The 19,348-nt window shown below is 67.4% G+C and carries 19 protein-coding genes, 1 tRNA gene and 1 other RNA gene; 11 read left to right on the plus strand and 10 right to left on the minus strand.

The genetic code is table 11. From position 1 onward, the window contains the following. Positions 1-258: 258 nt before the first annotated feature. Positions 259-870, minus strand: coding sequence for a PadR family transcriptional regulator (locus QN350_RS15475; RefSeq protein WP_322139820.1), 612 nt, complete (start codon positions 868-870; stop codon positions 259-261). Positions 871-1,120: 250 nt separating this feature from the next. Here QN350_RS15475 and QN350_RS15480 point away from each other — a divergent pair, with 250 nt between their 5' ends. Next, positions 1,121-1,642, plus strand: coding sequence for a DUF3145 domain-containing protein (locus tag QN350_RS15480; RefSeq protein WP_322139821.1), 522 nt, complete (start codon positions 1,121-1,123; stop codon positions 1,640-1,642). Between the two features lie 105 nt (positions 1,643-1,747). Here QN350_RS15480 and QN350_RS15485 read toward each other — a convergent pair whose 3' ends face one another. The 6 genes from QN350_RS15485 to aceE all read right to left on the minus strand — a co-directional run bounded on the left by QN350_RS15485 (position 1,748) and on the right by aceE (position 9,363). Then, complete coding sequence (locus tag QN350_RS15485) at positions 1,748-2,983, minus strand: beta-ketoacyl-[acyl-carrier-protein] synthase family protein (protein ID WP_322139822.1); 1,236 nt, start codon at positions 2,981-2,983, stop codon at positions 1,748-1,750. Between the two features lie 88 nt (positions 2,984-3,071). Continuing rightward, entirely contained in the window at positions 3,072-3,320 is a 249-nt protein-coding gene (locus QN350_RS15490; protein ID WP_134446473.1) for an acyl carrier protein, read from the minus strand. Between the two features lie 59 nt (positions 3,321-3,379). Continuing rightward, complete coding sequence (locus QN350_RS15495) at positions 3,380-4,384, minus strand: beta-ketoacyl-ACP synthase III (protein WP_281534923.1); 1,005 nt, start codon at positions 4,382-4,384, stop codon at positions 3,380-3,382. 18 nt (positions 4,385-4,402) lie between these two features. Beyond that, entirely contained in the window at positions 4,403-5,320 is a 918-nt protein-coding gene (locus QN350_RS15500; protein WP_322139823.1) for an ACP S-malonyltransferase, read from the minus strand. A 103-nt stretch (positions 5,321-5,423) separates the two neighbouring features. Further along, on the minus strand, positions 5,424-6,629 hold the full coding sequence (locus tag QN350_RS15505; protein ID WP_134531774.1) for a PucR family transcriptional regulator: 1,206 nt from the start codon (positions 6,627-6,629) through the stop codon (positions 5,424-5,426). Positions 6,630-6,636: 7 nt separating this feature from the next. Then, complete coding sequence (aceE, locus tag QN350_RS15510; protein WP_323516903.1) at positions 6,637-9,363, minus strand: pyruvate dehydrogenase (acetyl-transferring), homodimeric type; 2,727 nt, start codon at positions 9,361-9,363, stop codon at positions 6,637-6,639. 244 nt (positions 9,364-9,607) lie between these two features. On the opposite strand from aceE, the gene QN350_RS15515 reads away from it, so the two are divergent. The 5 genes from QN350_RS15515 (at position 9,608) to QN350_RS15535 (ending at position 12,358) form a co-directional block, all read left to right on the plus strand. After that, positions 9,608-10,075 (plus strand): peroxiredoxin, encoded by a 468-nt coding sequence (locus QN350_RS15515; RefSeq protein ID WP_281534924.1) that lies wholly within the window; start codon positions 9,608-9,610, stop codon positions 10,073-10,075. Positions 10,076-10,138: 63 nt separating this feature from the next. Beyond that, positions 10,139-10,214, plus strand: a tRNA-Val gene (locus QN350_RS15520). Positions 10,215-10,461: 247 nt separating this feature from the next. Continuing rightward, entirely contained in the window at positions 10,462-11,217 is a 756-nt protein-coding gene (locus QN350_RS15525) for a GAF domain-containing protein (RefSeq protein ID WP_323507864.1), read from the plus strand. Positions 11,218-11,226: 9 nt separating this feature from the next. Then, positions 11,227-11,940, plus strand: coding sequence for a GAF and ANTAR domain-containing protein (locus QN350_RS15530; protein ID WP_322139826.1), 714 nt, complete (start codon positions 11,227-11,229; stop codon positions 11,938-11,940). A gap of 79 nt (positions 11,941-12,019) precedes the next feature. Beyond that, positions 12,020-12,358, plus strand: coding sequence for a hypothetical protein (locus QN350_RS15535; RefSeq protein ID WP_322139827.1), 339 nt, complete (start codon positions 12,020-12,022; stop codon positions 12,356-12,358). Between the two features lie 58 nt (positions 12,359-12,416). Here QN350_RS15535 and QN350_RS15540 read toward each other — a convergent pair whose 3' ends face one another. After that, positions 12,417-13,292: a universal stress protein gene (locus tag QN350_RS15540; protein ID WP_323516904.1), complete on the minus strand. Its 876-nt coding sequence runs from the start codon at positions 13,290-13,292 to the stop codon at positions 12,417-12,419. 65 nt (positions 13,293-13,357) lie between these two features. Between QN350_RS15540 and QN350_RS15545 the strand changes: the two genes are divergently transcribed. From QN350_RS15545 to rnpB, 5 genes are all read left to right on the plus strand, one after another. Then, positions 13,358-13,861, plus strand: a complete 504-nt coding sequence (locus QN350_RS15545) for a DUF427 domain-containing protein (protein WP_322139829.1) — start codon at positions 13,358-13,360, stop codon at positions 13,859-13,861. Positions 13,862-13,899: 38 nt separating this feature from the next. Further along, positions 13,900-15,633 (plus strand): purine-cytosine permease family protein, encoded by a 1,734-nt coding sequence (locus QN350_RS15550; protein ID WP_322139830.1) that lies wholly within the window; start codon positions 13,900-13,902, stop codon positions 15,631-15,633. Between the two features lie 21 nt (positions 15,634-15,654). Beyond that, a complete protein-coding gene (locus tag QN350_RS15555) occupies positions 15,655-16,476 on the plus strand; it encodes a Nif3-like dinuclear metal center hexameric protein (RefSeq protein ID WP_322139831.1) in 822 nt (273 codons plus the stop codon). 73 nt (positions 16,477-16,549) lie between these two features. After that, a complete protein-coding gene (locus QN350_RS15560) occupies positions 16,550-17,287 on the plus strand; it encodes a zinc ribbon domain-containing protein (protein ID WP_322139832.1) in 738 nt (245 codons plus the stop codon). Positions 17,288-17,309: 22 nt separating this feature from the next. Next, positions 17,310-17,680, plus strand: an RNA gene (gene rnpB, locus QN350_RS15565) — RNase P RNA component class A. 72 nt (positions 17,681-17,752) lie between these two features. Here the strand turns inward: rnpB and ppgK are convergent. Both ppgK and map read right to left on the minus strand, forming a co-directional pair. After that, positions 17,753-18,517 (minus strand): polyphosphate--glucose phosphotransferase, encoded by a 765-nt coding sequence (gene ppgK / locus QN350_RS15570; protein WP_281534934.1) that lies wholly within the window; start codon positions 18,515-18,517, stop codon positions 17,753-17,755. A gap of 17 nt (positions 18,518-18,534) precedes the next feature. Then, on the minus strand, positions 18,535-19,348 hold an 814-nt coding region (gene map / locus QN350_RS15575), incomplete at its 5' end, for a type I methionyl aminopeptidase (RefSeq protein WP_323516905.1).

Consider the following 19,348-nt stretch of genomic DNA (forward strand, 5'->3'; position numbering starts at 1 on the left):
TCCACGAGGCCGAGGTGTCGAGCGTTGAGGTCTGGGTCGGGAGGGGTCCCGGGCGGGGGTTCCGCCGTGCTGTCCACCGCGCTGTCCACCGGGCTTTCCAGATGCGATTCTGAGGGTTCTTCAGCTGTCATGCCGGTCACTCTACGGACCACCACCGACATTCCCGGGACATCCGCCACCCCACGAACCACCTGTGGATAGCCCGGTCCTTAGGGATTTTTGTGGATAACTTCTACCCGACTGAACGCCGTGATCGAGCTACGCTGCAACGGCCGGCCGTCGGCCGCGCCGAGGTTTCTGAAGATTGAGGCCGTGTCCGAATTCCCCAGGGGCGGCGACGAGGGCGCGCTCACTGCTGTCGAGCCAGGCGAGTGCCGCGGTCGCGAGGGCCTGCCGCGCAGCCGAGCAGAGCAGGTCCTGCCCGGAACCCGGTCGGAGCTTCCCGCCGTGCACTGCGGCAAGTGCGGCGTCGTGTTCTGCGGCGGAACCCGAGGCCGTGAGGTCGGCCTGCCAGTGTTTCCGGTAGCGGGCGATGATGCCGAGAACGTCCGAATCGGGGAGTGACGAGGCGAGCAGTACCCGGTCGACGAGGTCGTTCCATTCTTCGCCGACGGCACTCTCGGTCGCAGTGAGCCAGGCGGATGCTTCGCCCAAGCCGGTCGCTGTCGCCCGGTACAGGGGGAGTCCATCGTCGGTGGTCCCTGCCGATTCCACGACACCCTGTTTCACGAGTCGTTCGAGCGTTCCGTAGACCTGGCCGGCGTTCACGTTCCGGCGACCGGCTGTTCGGGAACTGAGCTCAGCGTGAAGTTGGAATCCGTAGGCAGGACCGATCGACAGGATCACAAGCAGACAACTGCGTACCGACACCGGGCCTCCGAAGCGAGAGATAACTATACCGAGTATAGCGAACCATGTCACCGGGAGAGACGCGCGAGCCGAGTGTCATGGCGGGAACAAATAACTCGATCCTCCTTGAATACCCACAGGCGGCTGAGGCATAATCCAAGGAGACGGGAGCGATTCCGTCGTAGCGACAAGTTCACACTCGCTTGCATCGTATTGAATCCGCAGTTCTGAGGTCGTTGGGGAAGACGCACCTCACAGAACGGAGAAATCGATGACAGCAATACCTGCGCGCCAGCCACCAACAGCGCGAGGGGTGCTTTTGGTGCATTCGTCGCCACGGGCGCTCAGCCCGCATGTGGAGTGGGCGGTCGGGCGCGCCCTCGGCGAGGCCGTGAACTTCGACTGGTCCGACCAGCCGGTGCTCAGCGGCTCGCAGCGCGCCGAATACTACTGGGAGGGCGTCCCGGGAACCGGAGCGCGCCTCGCATCCGCCCTGCTCGGTTGGGATCACCTGCGCTTCGAAGTGACCGAGGACGCCGGCTTCGGCGTCGATGGCGGGCGCTGGCTGCACACGCCGGGGCTGGGCATCTTCTTCGCCCAGACCGACACCGTCGGGAACATCGTGATCCCGGAGGACCGGATCCGTTACGCGATGGAGATCGCCGGTGCGAACGCCCTCGAACTGCATCGTGAACTGCGCCTGGCCCTCGGCCAGGCCTGGGACGACGAACTCGAGCCGTTCCGCACCGCGAGCGACTTCAATTCCGTGGTCTGGTTGCACAAGGTCGGCTGACCGGTCCGGATCGACACGAGACCGGGGCGGAAACGGGAACAGGCCCGACCCCGAAGGGCCGAGCCTGGTGCCGGGACGAACGTCCGGCTTGTTCGAGCGTGCCGACTAGACCGAGCGGAACGCAACGACGGCGTTGTGGCCGCCAAATCCGAACGAGTTGCTGATCGCGAGGAGATTACCGCCGGGCAGGGTGCGCGGTGAGGTCACGACGTCGAGCGGAATGGCCGGGTCCTGTTCGACGAGGTTGATCGTCGGCGGGGCGGTCCGCGTCGAGAGCGCCATCACGGTGAAGAACGCCTCGATCGCTCCGGCCCCACCGAGCAGGTGCCCGGTGGATGCCTTTGTCGCGGAAACGGGGATGCCCTCGAGCAGGTCGCCGAACACCCGCCGGAGCGCGTTGTACTCCGCGATGTCTCCGACCGGCGTGCTTGTCGCGTGCGCATTGATGTGGGCGACGTCGCCGAGGTCGGCGCCGGCGTTGCGGATGGCGGTGATCATGGCCCGGGCCGCCGCCGAACCCTCGGGGTCGGGAGCCGTGATGTGGTACGCGTCACTTGTGACGGCACCGCCGAGCAGTTCGGCGTAGATGTGCGCACCGCGGGCCTTGGCGTGCTCTTCGGTTTCGACGACGAGCGCAGCCGCACCCTCGCCGAGCACGAAGCCGTCGCGCGACACGTCGTACGGGCGCGAGGCGTGTCCAGGGTCATCGTTCCGCTTCGAGAGCGCCTGCATCGCCGAGAAGGACGCGATCGGCAGCGGGTGGATCGCGGCTTCCGAGCCACCGGCGATGACGACGTCGGCGCGGCCGGCCTGGAGCCGGTCATAGGCGTTGACGAGGGATTCCGTGCTCGACGCGCAAGCGGACACGACGGTCGTGATGCCGGCGCGGGCGTGCAGGTCCATGCCGATTGCCGCGGCGGGCCCGTTCGGCATCAGCATCGGGACGGTCATCGGCAGGACGCGGCGAGGACCGCGTTCGCGCAGGGTGTCCCACGCGTCGAGGAGTGTCCACACACCGCCGATACCGGTGGCCCAGTCGACAGCGAGCCGGTCGGGTTCGACTCCGGGAGATCCGGCATCCGCCCAGGCCTCACGGCCGGCGATCAGCGCGAACTGGCTCGAGGGGTCGAGACGCTTGATCTCGTGCCGGGCGAGGACCTCGCTGGCGGGGACCTTCGCCTGTGCGGCGAAGGTGATGGGCAGCTGGGTGCGAGCGACCCATTCCTGCTCGAGGGTGGTGGCTCCGGACTCGCCGTTCAACAGCGCAGCCCAGGTCTCGGCGGCGGTGCCTCCGAGAGGGGAGGTCGCACCGATTCCGGTGATAACGATCTTCTTGGTCATATGCAACTCTCCGTGGTACGTCAAAACGGCGGGCGAAGCCCACAGACCAGGCCGGTCGGCAATGCCGGCCGGCCTGCTCTCGGTGGTTTTAGTCCTGGGCCTTGACGATGAAGTCGACGGCGTCGCCGACGGTCTTAAGGTTCTTGACCTCTTCGTCGGGGATCTTCACGTCGAACTTCTCTTCTGCGTTGACGACAATGGTCATCATCGAGATGGAATCGATGTCGAGGTCGTCGGTGAACGACTTACCCATCTCAACCGTGTCAGCCGCAATGCCGGTCTCATCATTGATGAGCTCAGCGAGGCCGGACAGTACTTCTTCGGTGGACAATGCCATTTTTTCTCCTTGGGGTGTCTCGTATGACCGAGATTCAGTTTAGAGGCGGTATGGGAAAACTACGGGAGCACGACGACCTGCGCGCCGAACACCAGTCCGGCGCCGAAGCCGATCTGCAGGGCGAGACCGCCGCTGAGCTCCGGGTGTTCGGCAAGCAGGGTGTGCGTGGCGATCGGGATCGATGCCGAGGAGGTGTTTCCCGTTGTGGCGATATCGCGCGCGATGATCACGGACTCGGGAAGCTTCAAGAGCTTCGCGAACTCGTCGATGATGCGCATGTTGGCCTGGTGTGGGATGAAGGCTGCGAGATCGGCGCTCGTCACGCCTGCGGCCTCGAGGGCCTGCTTGGCGACCTTGGCCATGTCCCATACGGCCCAGCGGAAGACTGTCTGGCCCTCCTGGCGGAGGGTCGGCCATTCGGATTCGCCGCGGTGGTATTCCTGCAGGGTGTGGTTCATCTGGATGGCGCCGGCCTTGGAGCCGTCCGACCCCCAGACCGTGCTCGAGATGCCGGGGAAGTCGCTGGGGCCGATGACGACGGCGCCTGCGCCGTCGCCGAGCAGGAAGGAGATGCTGCGGTCGGTCGGGTCCACGAGGTCGGACAGCTTCTCCGCTCCGACCACGAGTGCGTAGTGCGCGACCCCGGTGCGGATGAGGGCGTCGGCCTGGGCGACCGCATAGGCGTATCCCGCACAGGCGGCGTTGATGTCGTACGCGGCGGCGGGGTTCGCGCCGACCTTGTCGGCGAGGACGGCGGCCATCGACGGCGTCTGGCGGCCGTTGCTGATGGTTGCGACGATGACCGCGTCGATCAGGGTCGGGTCGATGCCGGACTTCTCGATGGCCTCGTTGGCGGCGATCTCAGCGAGGTCGACGGCGAGCACGTCCCGGCTTGCCCGGGTGCGGCTGATGATGCCGGTGCGCTGCTGGATCCACTCGTCGGAGGAATCGATCGGACCGACCAGGTCGTCGTTGGGCACGGTCAGGTCACCGCGGGCGGCGCCGACCGACATGATGCGCGTGAACGCGGGGCCGTGCGACTGCTTGAGTGTGGGCTTGGTCATGGTCTCTTTCCGTCGGGCTTACTGCTGGTCGATCAGTGCAAACGCGGCGGGCAGATCGTCCGGGGTCTTGATCGCGACGCTGGGTACGCCTTTGAGTGCACGCTTGGCAAGGCCGACAAGGGCGCCTGCTGGCGCGACCTCGATGATTCCGGTCACGCCGGCGGCCTCGAAAGACTGCATGCACATATCCCACCGTACCGGCGAGGAGACCTGGTCGACGAGATATCCGACGAACCGCGCGCCGTCGACGACTTGACTGCCGTCCCGGTTGGTCCAGATCGGCAGGGTCGGGTTCGACGGGGTGAGGCGCGCGGCGACCGCGGCGAGCGAGGCGACGGCAGGCTGCATATACCGGGTGTGGAATGCACCGGCGACCTGCAGGGGAATGACGCGGGACCGGGCGGGGGGAGCGGCGGCGAGACGGGCGAGTGCGTCGATCGCGCCGGCGACGACGACCTGGCCGCCGCCGTTGAAGTTGGCCGGTTCGAGCCCGAGTTCGGTGAGAAGGGCGAGAAGCTCGGCTTCGTCGCCGCCGAGAACCGCGCTCATTCCGGACGGTTCGAGGGCTGCGGCCTCGGCCATCGCCACGCCGCGTTCCCGCACGAACCCGAGGGCGTCGGCATCGCTCAGGATGCCCGCCCCGGCTGCGGCGGTGATCTCGCCGACCGAGTGCCCCGCGATTCCCGCGATGCGGTCGCCGCGTCCGGCGGCGAAGAGCGTACGCACGGTGAGGATGCCGGCGGCGACGATCAGGGGTTGGGCGACGGCCGTGTCGCGGATGGTGTCGGCGTCGCTGACCGTCCCGTGGGCGACGAGGTCGAGTCCGCTCGCGGCGGACATCGCGTCGAGTCCGGCCGCAAAAGCGGGGTCTTCAAGCCAGGGGACGAGGAAACCGGGGGTTTGTGAGCCCTGTCCGGGACAGACGACAACAATCATTCCCCTAGTCTCCCAAGGTCATTTCGCCGCGGAGTGTCGATGATCGACCAAGTATCCGAAAAACGTTTGTGGGTTCCCGCAGAAACCGGGCAAACGAGGGGTGTCAGCGTCGACGGGTAGAGCCGTCGTGGTCGCTGATCGATCCGAGGATGAGCGCCGACTGCAGGATGAGTGCCTCACGGGCGCCCGTCGCGTCGTAGCCGATGACCTCGGAGACACGCTTCAGGCGGTAGCGCACGGTGTTGGGGTGCACGAAGAGCTCCCGGGCGGTCGCTTCGAGCGAGCGGCCGTTGTCGAGGTAGCACCACAGCGTGGTGAGTAGTTCGGTCGAGTGCGCCTGCAGCGGCCGGTAGATGCGGTGGATGAGCGTGGCCCGGGCGAGCGGGTCGCCCGCGAGGGCGCGCTCCGGGAGCAGGTCGTCCGCCTGGACTGGGCGTGGCGCGTTCCGCCAGGACCGGGCGACCGCGAAGCCGGCCAGGGCCGCCTTCGCACTCTTGGAGGCGTCGACGAGGTTCGGTACTTCGTGTCCGAGCACGAGGTGCCCTGCGCCGAAACTCGGTTCCAGTTGCACCGCGATCTCCATGAAGGTGAGGGCGGATGCCGTCCCGACGGTGTCCTCGGCGTCCGCCGAGGCGGGGTGCGCGCGACCGATCACGAGAACGAGCCGGTTGCCCTGCACCCCGATCAGCACATCCGCCGCCATGTGCCGCGCGGAGCGGCGCAGCTGGTCGACGTCGAGCATCTTCGGGGTGGTACCGACGAGCACGCAGACCTCGCCGTGACCGTGCCAGCCGAGTGCCGCGATCCGGCTCGGCAGTTCGTCGTCATACTCGCCGCTGAGGATCGAGTCGACCACGAGGGCCTCGAGTCGCACGTCCCAGAGCCCGCGTGCCTCTGCGGCGCGCGCGTAGACATCCGCCGCCCCGAAGGCGATCTCGCGGGAGTAGAGCAGGATCGCCTCGCGGAGGATCTCGCCGCCGTCCTTGACGCGTTCCTCGACGACCTCGACGGAGACCCGGATGAGCTGGAGGGTCTGTTGCAGGCTCACCGAGCGCAACAGCTCCCTCGGGGCGGCACCGAAGACGTCAGCCGCGATCCACGGGGTGGATTTCGGGTCGTCGAACCATGCGATGAAGGAGGTGATGCCCGCCTGGGCGACCAGCCCGACCGAGGAACGCCGTCCTGGCGGCATATCGCCGTACCAGGGCAGCGTGTCCTCGAGTCGTTTCAGGGTCGCTGTGGACAGCTCTCCTGAGATGGTGCGCAACCAGGCGAGCGTCTGTTCCTTCGTCTTCGGTGCCGGGGCCACAGTCGGGTTAGCTCTCGCCCCCGGCGGAGCCCGTTGTACCAGCGGTCACGTCGTGCAGCTGGTACTTCTCGATGGCCTGGCCGACGACCGCCTTGTCGATCTCGCCGCGGTGGGCGAGCATCTCGAGGGTGCGCACGACCATGGACGGTCCGTCGATCTTGAAGAACCGGCGGGCCGCAGGGCGGGTGTCCGAGAACCCGAAGCCGTCGGCTCCGAGGGTGGCGAAATCGCCGGGGATGAACTGGCGGATCTGGTCGGGCACGGCGTGCATGAAGTCGCTGACCGCGATGAACGGGCCGGCCGCTCCCGCGAGCTTCTTCGTGACGTACGGCACCTGCGGGCCCTGGTCGGGGTTGAGGAAGTTGTGCTCCTCGACGCGCATGCCGTCCCTGCGCAGTTCGGCCCAGGAGGTGACGGACCAGACATCGGCCGAGACGCCCCAGTCGGAGGCAAGCAGGGCCTGCGCCTCGAGTGCCCACGGCACCGCGACGCCGGAGGCCAGGAGCTGGGCCTTCGGTCCGGTGACCTGTGAGTGGTTGATCCGGTGGATGCCGTGGACGATGCCGTCGACGTCCACCTCGTCCGGCTCGGCCGGCTGCACGGCCGGCTCGTTGTACACGGTGATGTAGTACATGACGTTCGGGTCGTCGTGCAGGCCGCCGTACATCCGCTCGAGACCGGAACGCACGATGTGCGCGATCTCGTACCCGTACGCCGGGTCGTAAGACACGACGGCGGGGTTCGTGGATGCGAGGAGCGGCGAGTGGCCGTCGGCGTGCTGCAGTCCTTCACCGGTCAGGGTCGTGCGACCGGCGGTGGCTCCGATCATGAAGCCGCGGGCCATCTGGTCCCCGGCGGCCCACATGGCGTCGCCGGTGCGCTGGAACCCGAACATCGAGTAGAAGACGTAGATCGGGATGAGCGGCTCGCCCTGGGTGGCGTATGTGGTTCCGACGTTCGTGAACGCGGCCATCGCGCCGGCCTCGTTGATGCCGACGTGCAGGATCTGGCCCTGCGGGCTCTCCTTGTACGCGAGCAGCTGGGCGTGGTCGACGGACGTGTACTGCTGGCCGTTCGGGTTGTAGATCTTGGCGTTCGGGAAGAACGCGTCGATGCCGAAGGTGCGGGCCTCGTCCGGGATGATCGGGACGATGCGGTTGCCGAAGTCCTTGGCGCGCAAGAGTTCCTTGAGCAGGCGGACGAACGCCATCGTCGTGGCGATCTCCTGGGTGCCGGAGCCCTTCAGGGTCGGCGCGTACGTCGAGTCCTGCGGGAGGTTGACCTGGGTGTACTTGCTGCGGCGTTCCGGCACGTAGCCGCCGAGGGCGCGGCGGCGTTCGTGCAGGTACTGGATCGCCTCGTCGTTCTCGTCCGGACGGTAGTACGGCGGGAGGTAGGGGTTCTCCTCGAGCTGGGCATCCGTGATCGGCATGTGGGTGCTGTCACGGAAGGTCTTCAGGTTCTCGAGGGTGAACTTCTTCATCTGGTGGGTCGCGTTGCGACCCTCGAAGCTCGGGCCGAGGGCGTAGCCCTTGACGGTCTTCGCGAGGATGACGGTCGGCTGTCCCTTGTGCTCCGATGCGGCCTTGAACGCGGCGTAGACCTTGCGGTAGTCGTGACCACCACGCTTGAGGTTCCAGATCTCGTCGTCGGTGTAGCCCTCGACGAGCTTGAGGGCGCGCGGGTCGCGGCCGAAGAAGTTCTCACGCACGTAGGCGCCGCTCTCGGCCTTGTACGTCTGGTAGTCGCCGTCGGGGGTGACGTTCATGAGGTTGAGCAGGGCTCCGTCGACGTCGCGGGAGAGGAGATCGTCCCACTCGCGGCCCCAGACGACCTTGATGACGTTCCAGCCGGCACCGCGGAAGAAGCTCTCGAGCTCCTGGATGATCTTCCCGTTTCCGCGGACCGGTCCGTCCAGGCGCTGCAGGTTGCAGTTGATGATGAAGTTGAGGTTGTCGAGGCCCTCGTTCGCTGCGACCTGGAGCTGGCCGCGGCTTTCGACCTCGTCCATCTCGCCGTCGCCGAGGAACGCCCAGACCTGCTGGTCGCTCGCGTCCTTGATCCCGCGGTTGGTGAGGTAGCGGTTGGTCTGCGCCTGGTAGATGGCGTTGATCGGGCCGAGGCCCATCGACACCGTCGGGAACTGCCAGAACTCCGGCATCAGGCGCGGGTGCGGGTAGGAGGACAGTCCCTGCGGCGCGTGCGACTTCTCCTGGCGGAAGCCGTCGAGCTGGTTCGCGCTCAGGCGACCCTCGAGGAACGCACGGGCGTAGGTGCCGGGGGAGGCGTGGCCCTGGATGAAGATCTGGTCTCCGCCGCCCGGGTGATCCTGACCGCGGAAGAAGTGGTTGAAGCCGACCTCGTAGAGGGCGGCGGATGAGGCGTAGGTCGAGATGTGTCCGCCGACGGAGATCCCGGGTCGCTGGGCGCGGTGCACGAGCACTGCTGCGTTCCAGCGGATCCAGGCGCGGTAGCGGCGCTCGATGTCTTCGTCGCCGGGGAAGTCGGGCTCGTTGCCGGCCGCGATCGTGTTGATGTAGTCCGTGGTGGGCACCATGGGGACGCCCAGGTGCAGTTCCTTGGATCGTTTGAGCAGGCTCAGCATGATCTCACGGCCGCGTTCGTGTCCCTGGGCGGCCACGAGTGCGTCCAGAGATTCGGACCACTCTTTCGTCTCTTCCGGATCCGCATCCGTGCTGTTCACCGAGTATGGGTCCTGGTCGTTGACAGTCACAGTCGACCTCTCTCTATCGGGCAGGTCGTGTGATACGCGACCGTGCCTGGTTAGGCGTGCCGCAAAGCGGTCCCTGTGGACCGCTGGCACCACGCCAGCCTACAGATTCCAGCTGTGCGCCGTGCACGCGCGGCCCCTTCGGGGACAACGCTGTCAGCGAAAGAATTGTCTAGGTTTCCCCCCTGCCCGGGGCTAGGCTGTTCCGGCGCTTGCCACTGGTGGTTGACGCAGGAAAGGACGCACTATGGCTCTGGAGAACGACACCCAGGCACCCGACTTCGAATTGGTCAACCAGTACGGCGAGCACATCCAGCTGAGCCAGTACCGCGGCGACAAGTCGGTGGCGCTGGTCTTCTTCCCTCTCGCGTTCTCGGGAATCTGCAGCGGAGAGTTGTGCACCCTGCGCGACAACCTGAGCCTGTTCGAGAACAGCGGCGTCGAGCTCCTCGGCATCTCCGTGGACTCCCGCCATGCCCTGCGCGCGTGGGGTGAGCAGGAGAACTACGGATTCAACCTCCTCGCCGACTTCTGGCCTCACGGGGCCGTCGCCAAGGAATACGGCGTGTTCCTCGAGGAAAAGGGTTTCTCGAACCGCGCGACCTTCCTGATCGACCCGAACGGCATCATCCGTGCGAGCTTCATCACGGCCCCCGGCGAGGCGCGTTCACTCGACGCCTACCGCGCGGCGATCGGCGAACTCCAGCCCGCGTGACCCGCCTGCCGGTCGCACCGGTATAATGGTGTCGGTTCACCCTCGGCGATCGTCGAATCGCAGGGGCCTTTAGCTCAGTTGGTAGAGCGCCACGTTTACACCGTGGATGTCATCGGTTCGAGCCCGGTAGGGCCCACCAGTAAGTGCACAGGGCGTGAGTAAGTTCATAAGCGTGCGTGAAAGTAGTATCCCGGGTGACACCGGATTTGGCGGTACACGTTAAGCTGAGATGATTCGGTGAGTCCTGCCGGGACTCCCGTGTGAACCGGTCGCTCCTCCGGGAGCCGAAAGGTCGTGTGTGCCAGTGGCTCTCCTGTGGAGTGATCTGCGAGCGGATGTCCCGGTCAACCCGCACACGCCTGCCCCCGAAGCGAAGGGTGCGCCCGGTGTGCCCCGTTAGTAGTGAGGCATTCGATACGGCCGCCAGGGAGCTCGAGGCGTGGGACGACTCCGGCACCGAGCTGTGCGCTCCGTTCCTGAGGGTTCTCCCCGTCGACGGGGCGGCGATCTCCACCCTCGGTGCGCCGTTCGGGACGGAGACGATCAGCGCGAGCGACGCGTTCGCCGCCCGGATCGACGAACTGCAGTTCGATCTCGGCGAGGGACCATGCTGGAGGGCGCTGGCGACCAGGCGCCCGGTCCTCTCTCCCGACGTCCGGCTTGAGCAGAACGCGGCATGGCCGATGTTCCGCGCGGCACTCGGCGAAACGGATGTCGGGGGACTGTTCGCCTTCCCCCTCGCCATCGGAACGCTTGAGATCGGCGCCGTCGACCTCTACTCGTTCGTGGCCGGTCCACTGCCGCCGGACGCCGTCGCCGACGCGACGAGACTCGCGGATATCGTCGCACGGGTCGTGTTGCGCAGGGCGCTCCGGGGCTACGGTTCCGCCGAGAACGACTCGGAATGGACCGCTGTCGATGGACCCGATCCGGCCGCCCCGACGAAGCCGGAAGGCGAGGGATTCTCCCGCCGCGTGATCCACCAGGCCACCGGAATGATCCTCGCCCAGTTGGATCTGTCCGCCGCGGATGCGTTGCTGCTTCTGCGTGGATACGCTTTCTCGAACGCACGATCTGTGCGGTCCGTCGCCCACGATGTGGTCGCCCGGAAAATTGATTTCTCCACGGTCCTCTCACCTTAGGATTAGATTATGGTCACACAATCCCGGGAGGGTCAGCTCGTCGAGACCTTCGTCACGCTGGCCGACACGCTCGTCGTCGGCTATGACGTCGTCGACCTCCTGCAAACGCTCGTCGAGCGGTGCGCGCTCCTCTTCGGCGCATCGGCGGTCGGCATCATCCTCGTGGCCGGACGCGGTGAGTTCGAGGTCGTGGCCTCGACGAACGAGCGCACCCGGCTCGTGGAAATCCTCCAGCTGCGAGCGGGCGCCGGCCCCTGCGTCGAGTGCGTGACGACCGGTGCCGCCGTCGCCATTCCCGACCTCGACCTCGTCGCCCCGAAGTGGCCGGTCTTCCGGGCGGGCGCACTCGAACAGGGATTCCTGTCCATGCATGCCGTTCCGATGCACCTGCGAGCGACGACCATCGGGTCGCTCAACCTGTTCTGGGACCGTTTCGGCGGACTCGGCGCCGAGGACCTGCGCACGGTCCAGGCCCTCGCGGACACGGCGACGATCGGAATCCTGCAGGAACGGGCGATCCGCGAGAGCGATATCGCGCGCGCACAGCTGCAGCACGCTCTCAGCAGCCGCGTCGTGATCGAGCAGGCCAAGGGCGTCATCGCGTTCATGCACGACGTCGACATGAGCGAGGCGTTCACGATGCTCCGGAGTCACGCCAGGAGCCACAGCGTGCCGCTCGCCGAAGTGGCGGCGGCCGTGGTCGATCGAACCCTTCGCCTCTGAACCGGTTCTGCATATACTGTGACTGAGCCCCGGACCCCGGCTGCACTTGGACATTCCACTGAGGCAGTGAGGGAAGACGATGAAGCGCATATTCCATGCCGGGGGTTCGGTCGTTACCGGGAGTGACCTCGCCGACGCGGTCATGCAGTACGCCGAAAGGCTCAGTACCAGAGGCCAGGTCGAAGTCGTGGACATTCCCGTCCTCGGCGACAGCGGACAGGTCGGACGGGCCCAGTTCCTGATCGGGGCGGCGAGCCAGTTGACGAGCGTCACGTCGCCGCCCGGTTTCCGCGAACTCGTCGACCCCGACATCACTGCGGGCCTGCGCAAGAAGGCTCTCGCTCCGATGGCCGTTGCGCAGGTCGGGTGGACCGGTGACGGTCTCGATGCTCCCCAGTTCGACGAATTCGACTACTGAGCATTACCCGCCTCTGCGTCGCGTGTGACTGCGTCGCGTGTGGCTGCGTCGCCTCTGGCTAGGTCCCGTCGGGTCGACGAGGAATGACCGCGACCGGACAGGGCAGGTTGAGCAGCACGTCGTGGCTCACCGAACCCAGGATGAGGCTTCCGACCGAGCCGCGTCCGTGCGTACCGACCACGAGCAGTTCCGCCTGGCCGGAGGCGTCGACGAGCGCGGCGGCGGCCGGTTCCGTTTCAAGGATCTCGACCACGTCGAGTCCCGGACGGGTGTCCCGCACCCGCTGGGCAGCGGTCGAGAGGGCCTCGGCATTGGCCGCACGCAAGTCTTCATAGGGCACTGTCGCACCGAGGTCGACGGCAACCGTCATCGGGATCGACCAGGAGTGCACGATCCGAAGGCCGCGCCCGAGCCTGACCGCCTCGTCGGCCGCCCAGTCGAGGGCTTCGGTGCCGGCGGGATCGTTGTCGAGGCCCACGACGACCGGGCCGATTCGCGGCTGCCACGTCGCGGGAACCACGACGACCGGGCAGTGCGCATGCGCCGCGAGGCGCAGGGGGAGCGTCCCGTAGACGGCGCCGGCCAGGAGCCCGGTCTTGTTCGAGCCGATCACCAGCAGATCCGCCGAAGCGGATGCCCTGACCAGCTCGTCTACGGGAACTCCGTGCCGGATGTAGCTCGTCCTGCGGCACCCCGGCATCCGTTCCTCCACGTGCCTGGCGGCCGCGGCGAGCGCACGTTCGTAGGCGGGTTGGAAGCTCACGGCGACGTCATGGGGAGACCAACCCAGTTCGACGACGGTCGTGAGTTCGAGCTCGATCGGCTCTGCGGACGATCCACCGGACGAGCGGGCGACCAACCTGGTCAGCGCCCAGTCGAGGGCTGCGGCGCTGGCCGGCCCGCCGTCGACAGCAACGATCATGTTCTCCGTCATGCCCGCAGTGTACTCTCGGGGAATTCGAGGGGCCCGCCGCCGGGCAGCGCGGCTACCATGGTGCGATGACATCCGCACACAGCGACCGGGTCGTCCCGGGTCCCGGCCAGGAATCGGTGTGGGACTACCCGCGCCCGCCCAGAATCGAACCAGTCTCCGATGAAGTGGTGATCCGGTTCGGTGGGCGCGAGATCGCCCGCACCGTGAACGCCGTCCGCGTGCTCGAGACCAGCCACCCGCCGGCGTACTACCTGCCAGCTGACGCCTTCCTCCCGGGGTCCCTCATTCCCGCGGCCGGCCGCTCGGTCTGCGAATACAAAGGAACCGCCTCCTACCTGACCGTCGTCTCCGGTGCGGCGCGCGCCGTCGGCGCGGCCTGGACCTATCCGGAGCCCGAGCCGGGGTTCGAAGCCCTCGCGGGCCGGATCGCACTTTATCCGGGGCGAATGGATCTCTGCACGATCGACGGCGAAGAGGTCCGGCCGCAGGCCGGATCCTTCTATGGCGGTTGGATCACCTCCCGCGTCGTCGGGCCGTTCAAGGGGGAGCCGGGCACCCTCGGCTGGTAGGCCTGCCCGGATTTCGGGCATCTGGCTACACTCGGGGCATGTCCGACAGGTACCCGAGGGGGCACGATCGCCCCGTTCCAGCCGAACCGTCCTCCCCAGGCGACGACGACGCGCTCACCGTCGAGTCTCCGGCCGTGATCGAACTCGGCATCGCGCCACCGGACGGGGGAGCGCCTCGGACGGCTGCGACCGAGATCGTGGGCTTCGGAGTCGACGACGACCTGCCGGACGACGCCGACGACGTGCCGACAGGGGTGGCCGCTCCGGTACCGAGCCCGCGGGTCGACGACGACGAAATCGTCCTCGTTGATGCCGCCCTCGCCGAGGAACCGCGGCTCGTGATCGAGCGCTACGCGCAGGCGCCGACCCCGGTGGTGAATCGGGTCGGGCGAGCGAGTCGGGTCTTCCGCCTCTGGTTCGCGGTCACCGCATCCGTCGTCAGCGTCGCGGTCGGTGCGCGCCTGGCATACCTCGGTCTCAGCATCCGCCAGGTCGTGCTCGCGACCGTGCTCGGCATCGGGCTTTCCCTGATCCCCCTTGGCCTGGGAACCCTCGCCGGCCGCCGCAACGGCCAGTCGATGGTCATGCTGTCGCGTGCGACCTTCGGCGTGATCGGAAACCTCGTTCCCACCGCGTTCGCCCTGCTCGTGCGCATGGCGTGGGGAGCGTTGCTGCTCGCGATCCTCGGCCGCGCAGTGACAGCGGCCACCGGACCAGCGACGCGGATCTCGGGAGAGGTCAGAGACGGGTCTGTTCCGCTCGCCGCCCTTGCGGTCCTCATCGTGGCGACCGTGGTCGCGCTCTTCGGCTATGCGCTGATTCGGTCGGTGCAGGCCGTGCTCGCCGTCGCGGGGGCCGCCCTGGTGATCGCAGTGATGGTGCTCTCCGCCGGGCTCGTCGACATCGGTGCGGCGCTCTCCGTCCCGGACGGAAGCGGCTTCATGGTGCTGGGCGGGGTCACCCTCGTCTTCGCCTACCTCGGACTGGCCTGGGCGTCGAGCGGCGCAGACCTTGCCCGCTATCAGGGACGGTCCGGCTCGGGATCGGCCGCGGTCCTCTGGCTCTTCGCGGGGCTCGGGGTGCCTGCCCTCGTCCTCGCAGCCTGGGGAGCCCTGCTCGTCTCATCACAGAGCCAGCGGGGTGCGGACCTCGCCGTGGACCCGGTCGGAACCCTCGCTGCGCTCCTGCCCGCCGGTCTCGAATGGCCTCTTCTTCTGCTCGGGACGGTGACCGTGCTCTCGGCACTGATCCTGACCCTGTATTCGGGAGGCCTGGCAGCCGCCGCACTCTCCTCGGGAGTTCCGCGGGCCGCCGGTGTCGCGGTCACCGCGATCGGTGCGGCACTGCTCCTCCTGCCGTTCGGTGGACTCGGCGTCCGGGCGGCGTTCCTCACCGTGCCGCTGACACTCGCGATCCCGGTCGCGGCCTGGTCGGGGCTGTTCTCCGCCGAGACGTTCGTGCGGGCCAATCGCTACGACACCCGTAGTCTCCTCAAGCGCGGTGGGGCGTATGCGGACGTGCGCTGGGTCAATCTGGCCGCCTTCGTCGTCTTCAGCGCGATCGGCTGGGGGCTCCTCGTCCCGGGGGATGGCTGGTCGGCGTGGCAGGGCTACCTCTTCGCACCGCTGGGCATCGACCCGAGGGGGGAGTTCGCGGCGACACACCCCGGCATCCTGATCGCCTTCGCCCTCGGCCTCGCAACACCCCTGCTCGCGGGCATTCCCGCGATTCGCCGGCAGGAGAGCCTCAGGTCCCCGGCGTCCGCGCAGTGAGCTCACGGGTAGGCTGACGGGGTGTCCTATTCGCTCGCAGAGATCACCCGGACCGTCCACGAGCTCTGGCCGTTGTCGGGTGCAGAGACGTGGGATGCACCGGGACTCGTGAGCGGCGACCCCACGAACCGGGTCGATTCCGTGCTCCTCGCGGTCGACGCCGTCTCCGCGACCGTGGATGAGGCGATCGAGACCGGCGTCGGTCTCCTCCTCGTCCACCATCCGCTCCTTCTTCGCGGGGTCACGTCCATCGCCGAAGACCGGTACAAAGGCGCCCTCCTGGCCCGGCTGATCAGGTCGGGCTGCGCACTCCTCGCCGCGCACACGAATGCCGACGTCGTCGTCGACGGTGTCTCCGACGTCTTCGCCACCCGGCTCGGGCTCGTGGACGCCCAGCCGATCACGTCCGGGACCGTTCCGGGGACCGGCATCGGGCGGGTCGGGGAACTCCCCACTCCCACCACCCTCGGCCAACTCGCCCGGCGCCTCGCGACGATCCTCCCCGCGACGGCGTCCGGGATCCGGGTCTCTGGCGAGTACAACGCCCCGGTCCGCACGGTCGCGCTGTGCGGCGGTGCGGGCGACTCGCTGCTCAAGGACCCGGCCGTGCTGGCAGCGGATGTCTTCATCACCGCCGACCTCAGACACCACCCGGCCTCCGAAGCCCGGGAACAGGCGCTGCTCGACGGAAACACGCCCGCACTGATCGACGTGTCACACTGGGCGAGCGAGTGGTTGTGGCTTGACACCGCCGCCGATGCGCTGAGGAACGCTTTTCCGCGCCTGCGGGTGGACGTGAGCGATCTGCGCACGGACCCGTGGGACTTCGTCATCGTGCAGTAGCCTGCACAACCCCACCGACAGTATCCGGCCACAGGGCCGGTCGAACTCAATACCCGTGAAGGTCAGGACACAAGTGAAGGCATCCCCCATCGAGCAGAAGGAGCTTCTCCGGCTCCAGGCCCTCGACATCAGGCTCCAGCAGGTCGATCACCAGACCAGGGCGCTCGCCCAGCACGCCGAACTCATCGCACTCGCCGCGACCGCGGACAAGACCCGGATGAGCCTCACGTCCCTCCACGGTGAGGTCGAGGACGTGCGCCTCGAACTGAACCGGATCGAATCCGACGTTGAGGTCGTCGAGAAGCGCATCAAGCGCGACGACGAACGCCTGCAGGCCACGAGCTCGGTCAAGGACGTCCAGGCCCTTGACACCGAACTCGCCGCTCTCCGCAAGCGGCTGCTGGCGCTCGAGGAGATCGAGATCGCCGTGATGGAACGCCTCGAGGAACGGGAAGCGGCCGTCGCGGTCGTCGAAGCCGAACGCGACGCTCTCGCCGCCCGCGTCGAGGAGACCGAGATCTCGCGTGACGCCGACCTCGCCACCCTGCACCGCCAGCTCGAGGAACTCCGCCGCGACCGGGCCGTGATCGCAGGCACGATCGCGCCGGATCTGGCGAGCCTCTACGAGAAGCTCTTCGTCAGCGGCCACGGCAACGCCGCCGCCCTGTTGCGCCAGCGCACCTGCAGCGGCTGCACCATCACCCTCACCGGAAGCGACCTCGAGTCCGTGCGGTCGTCGGCGGCGGATGAGGTGCTGTTCTGCCCGGATTGCGGCGCGATCCTGGTGCGCACGGAGGAGTCCGGAATCTGATCCTGTAGTCTGGGACGAAGAATGGGTCGGCAAGACGGCCGCGTCAGCCGGTTCCCTTCGGGGGATCGGGTGCCGAGGAACGTCCGGGCTCCACAGAGCAGGGCGGTGGGTAACACCCACCCGGGGTAACCCGCGAGACAGTGCCACAGAAAGTAGACCGCCACCGTTTTTCGGTGGTAAGGGTGAAACGGTGGTGTAAGAGACCACCAGAGGCCAGGGTGACCTGGTCGGCTCGGTAAACCTCGTCCGGAGCAAGGTCACACAGGAAACGCTAAGGCGGCTCGCCGAGTTTCCGGGTAGACCGCTAGAGGGCTGCGGCAACGTAGTCCCGAGATAGATGGCCGTCCCCGGTGAAAACCGGGACAGAACCCGGCGTACCAGCCGGCCCATTCCCCTTTTCCACCGATGGGGCCGCCCTCCCGAGGGCAGCGCCGCGCACCTTCTCCGGGCGATCCCGGTTCGGGTCTAGTTCAGGTCCTGCACCGTGAGGGCTGCCGCACCGAGGATGCCGGCGTTGTTCTTGTGCGCGGCCGGGACGATCGGCGTGTGCAGGGAGAGCAGCGGCAGGAAGTCGTCGTGGTGCTTGGAGACGCCGCCGCCGACGACGAACAGGTCGGGGGAGAAGAGCGCCTCAAGGGTCGAGTAGTACTTCTGCAGCCGCGTGGCCCAGGCCGACCAGGAGAGGTTCTCCCGTTCCCGTGCCGAGTAGGAGGCGCGGGTCTCGTAGTCGACGCCGTCGATCTGCAGGTGACCGAGTTCGGTGTTGGGTACGAGGACCCCGTCGTTCAGGAGTGCCGTGCCGATGCCGGTGCCGAGCGTGGTCAGGATCACCACGCCATCCACCCCCTGTGCGGCGCCGAATTGGGATTCGGCGTACCCCGCTGCGTCCGCGTCGTTCACGAACGTGACGGGCGTGCCGAGGCTTCTCGCGAACAGGGCGGAGGCCTCGAGGCCGATCCACTTCTTGGACACGTTGGCGGCGGACATCGTGCGGCCGTGCCTGACGACGGCGGGGAAACAGATGCCGACGGGGACATCCGTCACTCCCGCCGCGGCACCGACCCTTTCGAGGATGACGCGGGTCGTCTCGACGATGTCGGCCGGACGGCCGCCCTTGGGTGTGGGGAGCTTGACCCGGTCGGTCAGCAGGGCGCCCGTCGCAAGATCGACGAGGGCCCCCTTGATTCCGGTCCCGCCGATGTCGATGCCGATGGCCGTCTGAGAATTCATAGTAGAAAACCTATCGTCTAGGGAAGAGTCAAGACCTCTGCGCCGCGTTCGGTGACGACGAGGGTGTGCTCGAACTGCGCCGTGATGCTCTTATCCCTGGTCGTCACGGTCCAGTCATCCGCCCACATGTCCCAGTCCGTGCCGCCGAGGGTGAGCATCGGTTCGATCGTGAAGACCATGCCGACCTCCATCACGGTGTCGTACTGCGGGGCAGAGTCGTAGTGGGGGACGATCAGGCCGGAGTGGAACGCCTCGCCGACGCCGTGGCCGGTGAAGTCCCGCACAACGCCGTAGCCGAACCGTTTCGCGTACGACTCGATGGTCCGGCCGATCACGTTGACCTGGCGGCCGGGGGCGACGGCCTTGATGCCGCGGGCGAGCGCCTCCCTCGTGCGGTCGACGAGGAGCGTGACCGCCTCGCTCGCCTCGCCGACGATGAACGTGACGTTCGTGTCTCCATGGACGCCGTTCTTGAAGGCGGTGATGTCGATGTTGACGATGTCGCCGTTTTCGAGGACCGTCGTGTCGGGGATGCCGTGGCAGATGACCTCGTTCACCGAGCTGCACAGCGACTTGGGGTAGCCCCGGTAGCCGAGCGTTGACGGGTACGCGTCGTGCTCGATCAGGAACTGGTGGCCGATGCGGTCGAGCTCTTCGGTGGTCACGCCGGGGCTGATGCCTCTGCCGACCGCCTCGATCGCCTCAGCGGCGATCCGGCCGGCCTCACGGATCAATTCGATCTTCGCAGCGGGGTACACGTCGGAGCCGGTGAACGGCCTGGGAGCCGGGTGGCCGACGTACTCCGGACGGGGGATCCTGGTGGGGACGGGA

This window comes from Cryobacterium sp. 10I5, assembly GCF_035019865.1.
Taxonomy (GTDB): domain Bacteria; phylum Actinomycetota; class Actinomycetes; order Actinomycetales; family Microbacteriaceae; genus Cryobacterium; species Cryobacterium breve_A.

Excerpts from the sequence above, each read along its gene's own strand:
- QN350_RS15480 (WP_322139821.1), top strand. The coding sequence starts at position 1,121 with ATGACAGCAATACCTGCGCGCCAGCCACCAACAGCGCGAGGGGTGCTT.
- QN350_RS15485 (WP_322139822.1), bottom strand. The coding sequence starts at position 2,983 with ATGACCAAGAAGATCGTTATCACCGGAATCGGTGCGACCTCCCCTCTC.
- QN350_RS15490 (WP_134446473.1), bottom strand. The coding sequence starts at position 3,320 with ATGGCATTGTCCACCGAAGAAGTACTGTCCGGCCTCGCTGAGCTCATC.
- QN350_RS15495 (WP_281534923.1), bottom strand. The coding sequence starts at position 4,384 with ATGACCAAGCCCACACTCAAGCAGTCGCACGGCCCCGCGTTCACGCGC.
- QN350_RS15500 (WP_322139823.1), bottom strand. The coding sequence starts at position 5,320 with ATGATTGTTGTCGTCTGTCCCGGACAGGGCTCACAAACCCCCGGTTTC.
- QN350_RS15515 (WP_281534924.1), top strand. The coding sequence starts at position 9,608 with ATGGCTCTGGAGAACGACACCCAGGCACCCGACTTCGAATTGGTCAAC.
- QN350_RS15530 (WP_322139826.1), top strand. The coding sequence starts at position 11,227 with ATGGTCACACAATCCCGGGAGGGTCAGCTCGTCGAGACCTTCGTCACG.
- QN350_RS15535 (WP_322139827.1), top strand. The coding sequence starts at position 12,020 with ATGAAGCGCATATTCCATGCCGGGGGTTCGGTCGTTACCGGGAGTGAC.
- QN350_RS15540 (WP_323516904.1), bottom strand. The coding sequence starts at position 13,292 with ATGACGGAGAACATGATCGTTGCTGTCGACGGCGGGCCGGCCAGCGCC.
- QN350_RS15545 (WP_322139829.1), top strand. The coding sequence starts at position 13,358 with ATGACATCCGCACACAGCGACCGGGTCGTCCCGGGTCCCGGCCAGGAA.
- QN350_RS15550 (WP_322139830.1), top strand. The coding sequence starts at position 13,900 with ATGTCCGACAGGTACCCGAGGGGGCACGATCGCCCCGTTCCAGCCGAA.
- ppgK (WP_281534934.1), bottom strand. The coding sequence starts at position 18,517 with ATGAATTCTCAGACGGCCATCGGCATCGACATCGGCGGGACCGGAATC.